Source organism: Paenibacillus sp. FSL K6-1330, from assembly GCF_037976825.1.
Taxonomy (GTDB): Bacteria; Bacillota; Bacilli; order Paenibacillales; family Paenibacillaceae; genus Paenibacillus_AQ.
Genome location: NZ_CP150269.1, coordinates 1,209,167 through 1,221,493 on the forward strand (window position 1 = coordinate 1,209,167; position 12,327 = coordinate 1,221,493).

12 protein-coding genes and 1 pseudogene are annotated in these 12,327 nt (G+C 41.1%); 9 read left to right on the top strand and 4 right to left on the bottom strand.

Translation table 11 applies throughout. The annotated features are described in order from the left end of the window. Window positions 1-24: 24 nt before the first annotated feature. Both NYE54_RS05300 and NYE54_RS05305 read right to left on the bottom strand, forming a co-directional pair. Window positions 25-653, bottom strand: a pseudogene (locus NYE54_RS05300) (YitT family protein). After that, window positions 653-1,093, bottom strand: coding sequence for a GNAT family N-acetyltransferase (locus NYE54_RS05305; protein ID WP_339270566.1), 441 nt, complete (start codon window positions 1,091-1,093; stop codon window positions 653-655). Before NYE54_RS05305 ends, NYE54_RS05300 begins: the two are co-directional and overlap by 1 nt. A 127-nt stretch (window positions 1,094-1,220) precedes the next feature. Here NYE54_RS05305 and NYE54_RS05310 point away from each other — a divergent pair, with 127 nt between their 5' ends. The 6 genes from NYE54_RS05310 (at window position 1,221) to NYE54_RS05335 (ending at window position 6,817) form a co-directional block, all read left to right on the top strand. Continuing rightward, window positions 1,221-1,673: a MarR family transcriptional regulator gene (locus NYE54_RS05310; protein WP_215163348.1), complete on the top strand. Its 453-nt coding sequence runs from the start codon at window positions 1,221-1,223 to the stop codon at window positions 1,671-1,673. Between the two features lie 340 nt (window positions 1,674-2,013). Further along, window positions 2,014-2,469 (top strand): ParB N-terminal domain-containing protein, encoded by a 456-nt coding sequence (locus tag NYE54_RS05315; protein WP_339270568.1) that lies wholly within the window; start codon window positions 2,014-2,016, stop codon window positions 2,467-2,469. 175 nt (window positions 2,470-2,644) lie between these two features. After that, a complete protein-coding gene (locus NYE54_RS05320) occupies window positions 2,645-2,953 on the top strand; it encodes a hypothetical protein (RefSeq protein ID WP_339270570.1) in 309 nt (102 codons plus the stop codon). Between the two features lie 1,010 nt (window positions 2,954-3,963). Further along, a complete protein-coding gene (locus NYE54_RS05325) occupies window positions 3,964-5,139 on the top strand; it encodes a sensor histidine kinase (protein WP_339270572.1) in 1,176 nt (391 codons plus the stop codon). Next, window positions 5,126-5,770 (top strand): response regulator transcription factor, encoded by a 645-nt coding sequence (locus NYE54_RS05330; protein WP_339270574.1) that lies wholly within the window; start codon window positions 5,126-5,128, stop codon window positions 5,768-5,770. Before NYE54_RS05325 ends, NYE54_RS05330 begins: the two co-directional genes overlap by 14 nt. A gap of 153 nt (window positions 5,771-5,923) precedes the next feature. Continuing rightward, on the top strand, window positions 5,924-6,817 hold the full coding sequence (locus NYE54_RS05335) for a type II CAAX endopeptidase family protein (RefSeq protein WP_339270576.1): 894 nt from the start codon (window positions 5,924-5,926) through the stop codon (window positions 6,815-6,817). Between the two features lie 216 nt (window positions 6,818-7,033). On the opposite strand, the gene NYE54_RS05340 is transcribed toward NYE54_RS05335, so the two are convergent. Further along, on the bottom strand, window positions 7,034-7,885 hold the full coding sequence (locus NYE54_RS05340; protein WP_339270578.1) for an aldo/keto reductase: 852 nt from the start codon (window positions 7,883-7,885) through the stop codon (window positions 7,034-7,036). A 167-nt stretch (window positions 7,886-8,052) separates the two neighbouring features. Between NYE54_RS05340 and NYE54_RS05345 the strand changes: the two genes are divergently transcribed. The 3 genes from NYE54_RS05345 (at window position 8,053) to NYE54_RS05355 (ending at window position 11,039) form a co-directional block, all read left to right on the top strand. Further along, complete coding sequence (locus tag NYE54_RS05345) at window positions 8,053-8,421, top strand: hypothetical protein (protein WP_339270580.1); 369 nt, start codon at window positions 8,053-8,055, stop codon at window positions 8,419-8,421. A 252-nt stretch (window positions 8,422-8,673) separates the two neighbouring features. Beyond that, on the top strand, window positions 8,674-10,014 hold the full coding sequence (locus NYE54_RS05350; protein WP_339270582.1) for an erythromycin esterase family protein: 1,341 nt from the start codon (window positions 8,674-8,676) through the stop codon (window positions 10,012-10,014). Window positions 10,015-10,655: 641 nt separating this feature from the next. Continuing rightward, window positions 10,656-11,039, top strand: a complete 384-nt coding sequence (locus NYE54_RS05355) for a hypothetical protein (protein ID WP_339270584.1) — start codon at window positions 10,656-10,658, stop codon at window positions 11,037-11,039. A 301-nt stretch (window positions 11,040-11,340) separates the two neighbouring features. On the opposite strand, the gene NYE54_RS05360 is transcribed toward NYE54_RS05355, so the two are convergent. Continuing rightward, window positions 11,341-11,709 (bottom strand): hypothetical protein, encoded by a 369-nt coding sequence (locus tag NYE54_RS05360; protein WP_339270586.1) that lies wholly within the window; start codon window positions 11,707-11,709, stop codon window positions 11,341-11,343. Window positions 11,710-12,327: the final 618 nt, after the last annotated feature.

Sequence of the window (12,327 nt, forward strand, 5' to 3'; positions counted from 1 at the left end):
ATGCCTTTTATCAAAAACAGGCACTTATGTGTGTCCACTTGTTTTTATCAATAGGTTCATGGCTTTCTGTGTAAGTGGCATAAAGTATTAAGAATTAAACCGCCCAGACATACGGTTAGTAGAGTTCCAATACCAATTGGCCCATTGAAAATAATTGCGGCTATCAAGAAAAACAGATATATGATTGTGCGCGTAAATAGTATATTGAGCCCAGTAATCGTTTGTAAGACTAATGTTAGTCTGTCCACTGGAATTGGCGCGAAATTCGCTTGCAAATAAATAGAAGTACCTAACCCAATTAATATTAAACCTAAACCCAAAAAAGCAAGTTTACTGATCCACAATTTAGGCTCGATCAGATCCTTTAACAAAAAAATCCATATGTCGATACCGAGACCTGTTATCAATGCAGTTACCAACCCTAATAATTCCGGTCGATGTCTGGATAAACATGAATTACATCCAATCAATAGTATTGCGATAAGCACTTCCCAACTTCCCACTGTAAGACCTACATTTTTGGATAGACCGACTAAAAGTGCATCAAAAGGTGAAGCTCCAAGGTCGGAGAGTATTGTTAGTGAATCCCCAAGGGCTAATATGAATATCCCACAGCTGAAAAGGGAAAATGTCGTTACGCCAAACTTCTTCATTATTGTGAAAGAATATCTTTAATCATTACAATATGAGGGATACCATCCTCAATAAATTCAGCTGATGAAGTCTGATAGCCAAGTTTTCTATAAAACCCCTCTGCCTGAGTTTGCCCGTGCAATTTAACTTGATGATTTCCTTTTTCAACAGCGATTTCTTCTAATGCGGAAATGATTTTTTTCCCAATCCCAAATTTCCGGTATGGCTCTAAAATACAGATTCGTTCTAATTTACCTATTCCATCAAGAATGCGAATCCTTCCTGTGCCAATTGGTTGCCCATTGTAATAGGCGAGTATATATTCACATTGTCCATTCAGCGCATCAAATTCATCAAATTCATCTTTAAGTGGTACGCCCTGTTCATCAACAAATACTTTCTTTCTAATTAAGAATGCATTTTCTAATTCCTCAGGTCGTGTGATTCTTTTTGTGTTCACGTTTTTATTCCTCTCTGGATTTATTTTTTCAAAAAAAATCGTCATAATGAATTTAGCATCAATAACAGGTATATAATAAAATAATATTGTTGTAAATGCAACAAAAAATCTATTGGTAGGTGTTCGAATGAGGGAAATACTTCGCGAAGTTGGAATGATCGCTAGAGCTTTGGATTCCATAAGCAATATTGAGTTCAAGGAATTAGATCTTACAAAAGGGCAGTACTTATATCTGGTTCGTATATGTGAGAACCCGGGAATTATTCAAGAAAAGCTAGCGGAAATGATAAAGGTGGACCGAACAACTGCAGCACGTGCGATACAAAAACTCGAAATCTCTGGGTTTGTTGAAAAGAAAGACGATGAAACAAACAAAAAAATTAAAAGGCTATTTTCAACTGAAAAGGGTAAGCAAGCATACCCCTTTCTAAAGAGAGAAGGGGATTATTCTAACTCGGTTGCGTTAGCGGGACTTTCTGAAGAAGAATCCGAAACATTGTTTCATCTTCTGCATAGAGTTAGACAAAATATTGAGATCGAGTGGGAATTCGTAAAGAAGGGAAATAAAAGAGAGTACTGAGATTAGAAATTGTTGTTCGACCAACGGGAAACGATCACAGCCGCGGCCACTAGTAGAAAACGTGTACTAAAGTTTCCAGGTGGAATATGTACACACAAATGGCACCTGATCGGGTGCCCTTAATTCTGACTTTACTGACTACGCAGAGAATCGTAGCACAATTCATTGAGCTAACGGGGAACGCTAGCTCAATAAAAACAAGAAGGCAGCCGATCAATGTAATCGGCTGCTTTTGTTCAACTAACGGGCAGTTTAGTTATATCTGTTAAGTACCATTTTGTCCCATTTGGAAGTAATGTATAATTAGGTAGAACTAACTCAATCAAGGAGAGTGCAAACCATGATATATGGCAGTACAAAATGTGCAATTGAATATGCCCAACGTGGTGCAATTGATGAGTGGATTCAGTTATTTCTTAGAAATGACGGAGGAAATGTTGCATTGGCAGACGGGTTATTGGAGAAGAAGAGGTACTATATCGGTCCTGTTGTAACGGATATATCGGAGTTTGGAATTGAAGAAGGTGCTCCATCGTATCTGACTAAAGAGAATGATATAGCATGGTTTTTCCATGTCGTCGATAAAATGAAGAATGCATATGGTGATTGGGATTTTCCGCCACTAATCGTCTTTTATTCCGCTGGCAAATATGAAATCGCTGATGGGCGTCACCGTAATGAAGCATTTCGACAAATGAAAATAAAACAAGTACCGGTTATTTTTTGGACCGATACTGAGGGAGATTTTCATTATATGATAGAGCATATTTCATCTATGAAAATGAACTTTGGATGACCCGAATGAGTTAATCTAACGGGAAACGATAGCTCAATAAAAACAAGAAGGCAGCCGATCAACGTGGATCGGCTGCTTTTGTTCAACTAACGGGCAGGATAGTTAAATGAAACGTTTGAATTATGGGTACATACTTTTCCAAAAAAATGGTGAGGTTATCCATAGGTGATGAAAATTGAAGAAAACGAAACTAACTGTGTTCCTTTTGCTTATTGGAATAATTTCCTCAACACATTTATTAGCAGAAGCTAGTGACGGAACAAATTTAATAAAACTAACTGATAGTGAAGTTTCGTCAATACAAGTAATTCGTTTAAAGGGAACAGTTAATTCAAGGATTTTCAGAATGACAGATGGATATGACGAAAGGATTATTCGAAGGGTTATTAATTGGATCAATACTTCAAGTCCAAGCGAACAGGCAACTGAGTTAGAAGCTGATAAAGTTCCATTACTTTTAAAAATAAACATGATTCAACGGTGATCTAATAACTTTAGAGCCAGCGTATAAATGTAAGGGTCATCTTATCAAGAGATGCACTGCCGTTGATGGTGAAATTGTACTTACAAAGAACAAAAATAAAATCCGATTAACTTCGCAAGAGCTTTATGATTGGATCATTGTAGGCTGGAAGTATGAACCTGTTGGACCAACTAAAGAAGAACTTCTGGAGGAAACATTGTATACAAGATACTTTTCTGTAATCGAGAAGGACTTTCCGGATTTTATAATGTGTCCAAGGATAGATAGCGTTGAGCGAATTAACCGCAATACACGAAGACATTTAGTTATTGCAAGTGCATTAAACTATTCAGGACATCACGCTCCTTCATATGAAAGAATCACTTTCACATTAATCGATACACCTGAGAACGGAATAAAAATCATTAAAGTTAGAAAAAAAAGTAATGTACCAGAAAGGGAAAGCCTAAAGCAATGTAGATGGTAATACGAATAGTGAAAACAAAATCGCATTAGTGTATTTAAACTAACGGGACACGATAGCTCAATAAAAACAAGAAGGCAGCCGACCAACGTGGATCGGCTGCTTTTGTTCAACTAACAGGCAGGATAGTTTAATTTCCTTGTGAAAACAAGTGGAACAAAATGTAATCATTTTACGTCTGCGTTATTAAAGGGAGGGATTCGATGCTTCGAAAAATACTGCCGATTGTTTTCTCTATCGTAATGTTATTGAGTGCTTAGCTCAATAAAAACAAGAAGGCAGCCGATCAAAGTGATCGGCTGCTTTGTACGTATTTCTCCGCCGATACGAGAAAAACATCGAGAAACCAATTGTTCTCCATGCTACAATGAACGCCATGGAGGGGCAATACCAGCGTAGCTGACACCACCCGCAAACACATAGATAAAAATGTAAGAAACCTCCCCGTTAGCTGAATGACCTGTCTGTAAACTATGTACGGTTCACCGTACCGCTAAAGCCGCGAAGTCCCTGAAACCTTAAAGAACGCAGTAGGAGATTCGATGATATGAGAAAAATATTATCTTTCATGGATTGGGGTATATTCGCTCTTCGTTTATACCATTATATTTTGCTGTTCTCCCGGGTTTTGGCAGTAAATGAGTTTTCGAACCGAACGTTATTAAACGTGATCTGGCTGAGCATAGCTCTTGTCGTCCCGTTGCTGTTCTGGTTTCCTGGGCGCCGAATGAACAAAGTCTGGTTTTGCATACTGGAGCTATTGCTTGGCGGTTCTTATTATGTGAATTCTGTCATTCATCCGGATCTGACTTCAAAAGCGGACTATTTACTGCCGAGTCTTACAATGGGGTACTTATTGACTAAGCAAACCCTTTGGATCATTCCCGTCGTTGTTTTCATTCCTTTTTCCTTTCAGTCTTCTCTAAGATTATCTTGGGAGAAAACCCTAGGTATTGGAACAGACAATCTGCTGTTCTGCTTCATCGGCATGTGGGCAAGCTTCGTAGCCAATGCGTATGATCAGAAGAATAAACTGGTAGCCGAAGTGGAGCATCAAAATAAGCTCTTAACTCACTACTCGGCCGAGATCGAGAAAATGACTTTGCTTGAAGAACGCAACCGCATGTCCAAGGAGCTTCATGATACACTGGGGCATTCCTTTATCTCACTCATCCTGAGCCTTGATGCTTCTATTGCCCTTATGGATAGCAAGCCTGCCGAGGCCAAAGATCGGTTAATTCGCTTAAGAACATTGGCTGAGAAAAATCTGGACGAAATGAGGAACGTCGTACACGAAATGGGGGAAGAAGAGGACTCAAGTCTGATCCGACAGGTTGAATCCCTTGTGGTCCGTTTCCGGGAGCACACGGGTACGGCCCTGACTTTGAGTCTGCCGGAGACAGAGCGGTCCATACGTTTTGAAGTACGGCAAGCGGTCCTTCGGGTCATCCAGGAATCCTTTACAAACGCACTAAAACATGGACAGGCAACTCAACTGCATTTGGAGCTTAGATTTTCTGAGAGCCATCTGCAATTGTCCGTTCGAAATGACGGCAAACCGATCGACAAGCTAAATTATGGCTTCGGCTTGACCACGATGAATCATCGGGTCGAGCGGTTGGGAGGCAGCCTACACCTAACATCTGGAGAGGGAACTCCAGCGATAACCGAAGTCAGATGCGAAATCCCGCTGAAAGGAGTGATTCCACATGGTGAAAATTAAAGTGCTGCTTGCTGATGATCAAGAGTTAATTCTCGAGAGCTTACATATCGTCCTGTCCATGGAAGAGGATTTGGAAATTGTCGGTTTAGCCAAGAATGGGGAAGAAGCAATGAAGGGCTGCGAGCAGTTTATGCCGGATATTGTGTTGATGGATGTCAACATGCCAGTCATGGACGGCGTTGCCGCAACGGCCCTGATTAAAGAACGAATACCTGCAACCAAAATCATCATGCTGACTTCCTATAAGGAAGTAGAATATGTGTTAGCGGCGTTAAGCTATGGAGCAGAAGGTTATCTGCTCAAAGCTCTTCATCCCAAAGACCTGGCTGCAGGCATACGGGTGGTTCAGGCGGGAGGGACTTTAATCTCGCAGGAAATGGCGAGTAAAATGATCAAGAGCATCAACAATACCACCCCTGCGAAAAATAATGAATTCGGGCTCACTGCCCGTGAAATAGAAGTGCTGCATAAGCTGGCTTCTGGCCTGCGTAATCAAGACATTGCCGAGGCGCTGTATCTTAGTGAAGGGACGGTTAAAAATTATATATCAACGATTTATTCGAAGCTGAATGTGAAAGGAAGGCGGGAGGCCGCCCGTAAAGCCCGAGATTCGGGAATTATGGATCATTAAAAAGCCGATCCCCAAGAAGCTGGTAACTTATTAGGGTTACCGGCTTTTTTTGAATATAGTCATAGAATAAATTATGACAAAAGTGCACTGTCTCTTTATGACTTTTTCAGCCTATACTCATAGCATCAAACAATAGAGGAAGCGATATAAGACATGAAGAAAAAAATGTCTGAAAATAAAGAGATGCTGCAGAATGGCAGGAATTTAAGTGCTCGGAGTTCATTTTGGCGCTTTCCAATCGTCTGGATGATTGTGGGGGCTATCGGTATTGTTCTCATTGATACGTTATTCCGGCAGCTGACAGAGCGAGTAGAGGGGATGATTTCCCTTGTCCTTACACTAGTGACGGGGCTCTTGGCCATCTTGGTTTATAAGCTCACCCTGACATACTTGGCCCGGCGTTCCACTCCAGAGATAGCTAGACAACGCGCAGGGATTGAAGCCTTGCTGGGCGTACTTACCGGGACAATCTTTATCGCAGGCTCCGTCATTATTATTATGGCTCTGGGAGGTTACTCCTTTCAGTGGGCAAGTTCTGCGAATGCGGGTTCTGTTCTAATATCCTCCATTGGAGCAGCTTTAGGAGCAGCCATTGTCGAGGAACTTATCTTTCGTGGACTTATGTTTCAAGCCATTGATAGATTGGGGGGGAAATCGCTCGCACTCGCTGTGACCTCACTATTCTTTGGAGTTGCCCATCTTGGCAATCCAGGGGCAACATTATATAGCGCGTTCGCTATAGCCCTGGAAGCAGGTGTTCTGCTCGGAGCCGCCTTCTTGTGGCGGCGGAACTTGTGGTTTACCATAGGCTTGCATTTTGCTTGGAATGCCATTGAAGGCTTGCTTGGCATTCCTGTTTCTGGGCACTCTGCTGCCGGTCTATTTACTGTAAAGGTGAACGGAGCCGCTCTTCTCACAGGTGGCGATTTTGGACTTGAGGGCTCTATTGTTCCGGTTGTGGTCAGTCTTCTGATCTCCATACCTATGCTAATTTGGACTGAACGGAATCGAGGAGTTGAGGCCCGGAACCTTCCTGTATCAAAGTAAACGGCAGATGAATGAATGCAAACCTCATTGCGGTTGATTGATTTGGTGATTTCGGGTAGATGCCTGAACCTGTCTATACGAAAGACATTCCGTGTGAGTCACTTGTAGCATTGGCCGGCTTCTCTATGTCACATTTTTTGCGCGTGTTTGAGGCGTACACCGGCTTCACCTTCAGATGAGGATAAACGCGTGATGAGTTTACGGTTTGATCAAGGTTTACAGATCGACTCTCCAGTTGCCCATCATCTTGGCGACTTCCGGATCGCGGTACGATAAGAAAAGACTTTCCCGCGTATCGAGAGTGGAAATTTGTTCGATATCGTCCGTGCTCAACTCAAAATCGAAAATGTCGAAGTTTTCGACGATCCGCTCTTTGCGCACCGATTTTGGAATAGCAACGACTCCACGCTGAACAAGCCAGCGCAGGACTACCTGGGCGACGGGCTTGTTGTGTTTTTCTGCGATCGAGGCCAGCACTTCGTTGCCGAACATGTTGTTAAGTCCTTCAGCGAACGGGGCCCACGACTGGTGTTGAACACCCTGCTTTTTCATAAAAGCGGCGCTCTCGATCTGCTGGTAGAACGGGTGCGTTTCGATCTGGTTGACGGCGGGCACGATTTCGTTATGCACGATGAGGTCCATCAGACGGTCGGGCAGGAAGTTGCTGACACCGATCGCCTTGATCTTGCCTTCACGGTACAGGTCTTCCATCGCACGACAAGCGCCGTAGTAATCGCCGAACGGCTGATGAATAAGGTATAGATTGAGATAGTCGAGCTGCAGCTTCTTCATGGATTTAGCAAACGCCAGCTTGGCACTCTCGTAGCCGGCATCCTGAACCCAAAGCTTGGTCGTGATGAACAACTCCTCACGCGGCACACCGCTGCGCTTAATCGCGTCTCCGACCGCTTCCTCGTTCAGATAACCGGCGGCGGTGTCGATCAGGCGGTAACCGGCCATCAGCGCTTCATATACCGCGTTCTCGCATTCTTCAGCATCCGGAACTTGATAGACACCAAAGCCGATGATCGGCATTTTTACACCATTGTTCAATGTTACGGAATGCATTGTAATTCCTCCTAGTCAAGAAAATACTTGGTTTTAAATTGAACAACGGATAATGTGTGGGAAAAGTGGTGGGGGTGATCGGTAGCCCGTTAAAACGGGAAACGATAGCTCAATCAAGACATGTAGACAGCTACCTAGTAAGACTTTAAAACGAAGGGATATACGTAGTGAATATTGTAAAAAAAATGAAAGCGCATGGTCCTCACATTCGTTTTGAACTAGGACTCGACAACTTGATGGTTGAAGCATATCGAAGGAAGAGTCTTCGTCGTGCGCTAGCCATTTATCGTTCAATCTTTGGTTCTGAAGACGATGTGATTTTTATTCATCGCACTAGCCATTGTAAGAGTGACCCGTTGATGATTAGTTCCAACGGGTTTTTATTTTTTGTTAAAACGATTATGGAAGAAATTAAAAAGAGAAAGGGCATGTTACGGCAAAGGGTACAAGTTCTTGTCCTCCGACATCAACCGTCCTTGAGTGGGGCGGTCTTTTTTTGTATAGACATATGTACAAAATACGGCTTTTTGATGTGATTGGATAAGGCTCGTCCTCATGCTTCCATTCTGGCAGTCCTAGCAATGAGCGAACGGCTTGATCTCCACAGTATGGCTGATGGTATGTCATATCGGTCAGTAACATTCGGTCACTTCTTTGGGAAGGTGTGTCATATGACATTTTGACACTGTTGCACATGACAACGAGTGCAGTAGGATACGGAAGAGAGTTTGGGGAACAAGAATATCTCTTATCAAACCAAATCATAAAGTATTTAAGGAGAGGATTTTATGAAAAAGAAAATGGTTATCGCAATTGCTGCTTCGATGATCACACTGACTAGTTTTACAGGAGGTACTAATGCGACTTTGAAAGCAGAAGCTTCTGTTACAGCTCCCTACAACACAAATCAAATAGCCGAACAGATTAAATGGTTAGAAAAGCATGCAATGCCATTAAAGACAACGGATCCAACAGCATCTCTTCATGATTTAACTCCACTTAAGAATATGGTAGGATCAGCTACAATTGTTGGTTTAGGTGAAGCGACGCATGGAGCTCACGAAGTTTTTACCATGAAACATCGCATTGTTAATTATTTGGTACATGGAATGGGCTTTAACGCCTTAGTGTTAGAAGAGGGATGGGACAGAGCATTGGGACTCGATCGCTATGTTCTTACGGGTAAAGGGGACCCAAGCCAATATCTATCGCCAGTATTTAACACGAAAGAAATCATAGATCTACTTCAATGGATACGCCAATATAATGCTGATCCAAAGCATAAATCCAAAATACGGATCATTGGGATGGATGTACAAACAGTAAACAAGAATGTTTACAACAATATCATAGAGTATGTAAAGAAACATGATCCAAAACTTGTAACCCGTTTCGAAAAAAAGATGGAAGGCCTTATTCCTGTAACAAAGGATATAGATACCTTTGGCAACCTTAAGAAAGAAAGAAAAGAGCAATATGTTTCAGATGCGAAACAAATCAGTGCTTTATTAGAACAAAATAAAAGTAAGCTGAATGGAAAATCCCAAGAGTTCGCATGGATCAAACAAAATGCTCGTATTATCGAGCAATTTACGACAATGGCAGCTTCATATCCTGATAACCAGGAAGACTTTTATTTGAAACATGATATTGCCATGTATGAAAATGCGAAGTGGACAGAAGAACATGTAGGAAAAACAATCGTGTGGGGCCATAATGGACACGTTTCGAAAACAAACATGATCCCTTTCGTGTACCCTAAAGTAGCTGGGCAGCATTTAGCAGAACATTATGGAAAACGGTATGTATCCATTGGAACATCTGTCTATGAGGGACGTTACAATGTTTATAACAGTAACCAAGAATATGGGCCGTATGGAACATTAAAATTAGATGACCCGAATAGTTATAACTATTCGTTTGGACAAGTCAATTACGATCAGTATTTTGTTGATTTACGTAAGGCCAGCGGAGTGACAAAAACTTGGCTAAACGAGCAACATCCCGTTTTCGCTGGAATAACTACGGTAGGTCCGGATATCCCAACAACTGTTGATTTATCATTAGGTAAAACATTTGACATCATCGTTCAAATTCAGAAAGTGAATCCATCTCAACTGAATCCATAAAATCTTAATTAAAGTACAAATGGATGAGTTTTGAAGAAGCAAAAGAAAAAGTCTAGTCAATGATGAAGTCCTTGGATGACAAGAACATGTATGCTTAAAAGTCGCTTAGTTGCGGCTTTTTTTTGTTTTAACGATTTATGTTCTTGTCAAAAACCAATAGACTTGAAGTTTTTTAGTGGGATATGGATTACATGGCGCTTTGCTGCTAGAGAGCAATACTAGAATCATGTCGGGTGACAAAAACATAGTAACATTAGAAGCCGCTGATTATGCGGCTTTTTATATTTATGTTATCAAGTTCTTATCAAAATAGAATGACAAGAACTTGATAACATTCCCGACTGATGACAAGAACATTGTTACATTCCCGATATGATTTCATCAGCGGCGTGTCGCGGGACAAGATCTTGTTCCCATTGAGAGTCGCTATTTTAGCGGCTTTTTTGTTTTATCGGTACAAGTTCTTGTCCCGAGTCGAGGACAAGAACTTGTACCGATTGCCGTAATGGACAAGAACATTAGCCGATTCCCGATTAGATAAGTATCTTACTATGCTCCCACGCAATTTCATTAAGCTAACGGGCAGGATAGTTTGATAACTGTATGGGCAAAATAGCCAAAAGGAATGGAGGATATTTCTCATGTGGTGGAGATGTATTATTTTGATTTGGGCCATAGGGGTAATCAACTTTACAATATTGGATGGTGTTGATGCATACAGCGATGAGTCACCAACTTTGAATAATGTCGACATTCAACATAAGTGCTTAGAAGAAGTCCTTATTTTTGAACTTCGTCCTAAGATCATGGACGTACTTAGGAAAGAGTATGGTAGTAACTTTCTCATCGCTAGACAGCATATCTTACCTTTGAGAAAATCGAACTATTATCCTCAAGATGAGTTTATACTAGAGGGGCAAGTTACGACAAATTCTTACTCGGATATAGTTCAATTTACTTTTAAAGCTAATTTTGACGGATACAAAGTGAGTGGTTTTCATGCTGTTAGTCATTCATTGAACTAACAGGAAACGATAGAAAAATAAATATAGAAAAGCAGCTGGCCATAATCAGCTGCTTTTTGTTTAACTAACGGGCAGGATAGCGCAACAACGATTTTGTCCCCGGATGAGTTCAGCAATTCTCCGTGACGGGTAGCAGTTAGCAGTGGCAATGGTTGGTACGCTTAATTGCTACCCGGCTTTGTGCTGAGAAGTTTATAAAAAGCCGTGAACAACGGTAATCCAAAAGAGAGTGATAAGGGATATCAAGGGTTAAGATATTATTAAAATACAGAAAAAGAGCCGCAACCGCGGCTCAAATAAACTAGAAATTAAGATGTAGTAATGGCTTAATATGATCAGCAGCAGCACTAAATTGATCAGAAAATGCCTTAGAATGCTCATATTCTTTTGGCAAGTTATTCAGGAATAATTTGATCTGTTTAATCACTTTTATGTGTACATCTGAATCTACACGATTACCTTCTAATTGATCTTTTACAAGATAACCATATTCATCTCTAAATATTAAAAAGTCATTGATGAGAACATTTATATCAGGGAAACTTTTAGTATTTTCTTTAAGAAGTGTTAATCGGTCATTCACTAAAATAATGGAAGTATACACATCAAACATTTGCTCAATTTCTCTATTAGAGTCTATCTCACTGCTTTGAGCAAGTGTATCATCCAATTTCTGTACTCTTGAAACAAAACCAGTATAGTAACTCGAATTAACCTCAGCTTCTTTCTTACTGATTCGATAGAAGACCAAAGAATCTTAGTAGCGAAGAATATTTCAAAGAAGGATTCTGAAAATAAGACCTTTGCGGACCTCAAAAAGAATAACATCGAATTAAAAGGTATTGGATTTTAGGTTAAGGCGCTTCATACATTCGGTGGCTGTGATTGATCCGGACTTCCATTCCCCATACAACTGAATGAACTCTGCATTAATCTCGTGCTTACGTCGTCCGAATTTCACTCCGTTATTTTTGGCAACTTCTATTCCTTCCGCCTGCCGTTGCTTATTTTTTTTTCGTTCCTGTTCAGCTACGTAGGAAAGAAGGCTTAAAAATTGATCCTCCATTAACTTTCTGTGATTTTCTTCCATTCTCTAATGATACCATCATAATCCCGTCCTAATCGGGCGATAAGCCGTCATATGACAGTAAAAACGCATCATGGTGACATAATGGCATCTTGGCAGTATGACAATTACTTTGCAATCATAATCCCGTCCTAATCGGGCGATAGGCCGTCATATGACAGTAAAAGCGCATCATGGTGACATAATGGCATCTTGGCAGTA

What these genes read in the sequence shown, in the direction of transcription:
- NYE54_RS05310 (WP_215163348.1), top strand. Translation starts at nt 1,221, where the DNA reads ATGAGGGAAATACTTCGCGAAGTTGGAATGATCGCTAGAGCTTTGGAT.
- NYE54_RS05350 (WP_339270582.1), top strand. Translation starts at nt 8,674, where the DNA reads ATGAAAAAGAAAATGGTTATCGCAATTGCTGCTTCGATGATCACACTG.
- NYE54_RS05325 (WP_339270572.1), top strand. Translation starts at nt 3,964, where the DNA reads ATGAGAAAAATATTATCTTTCATGGATTGGGGTATATTCGCTCTTCGT.
- NYE54_RS05355 (WP_339270584.1), top strand. Translation starts at nt 10,656, where the DNA reads ATGTGGTGGAGATGTATTATTTTGATTTGGGCCATAGGGGTAATCAAC.
- NYE54_RS05330 (WP_339270574.1), top strand. Translation starts at nt 5,126, where the DNA reads ATGGTGAAAATTAAAGTGCTGCTTGCTGATGATCAAGAGTTAATTCTC.
- NYE54_RS05335 (WP_339270576.1), top strand. Translation starts at nt 5,924, where the DNA reads ATGAAGAAAAAAATGTCTGAAAATAAAGAGATGCTGCAGAATGGCAGG.
- NYE54_RS05315 (WP_339270568.1), top strand. Translation starts at nt 2,014, where the DNA reads ATGATATATGGCAGTACAAAATGTGCAATTGAATATGCCCAACGTGGT.
- NYE54_RS05340 (WP_339270578.1), bottom strand. Translation starts at nt 7,885, where the DNA reads ATGCATTCCGTAACATTGAACAATGGTGTAAAAATGCCGATCATCGGC.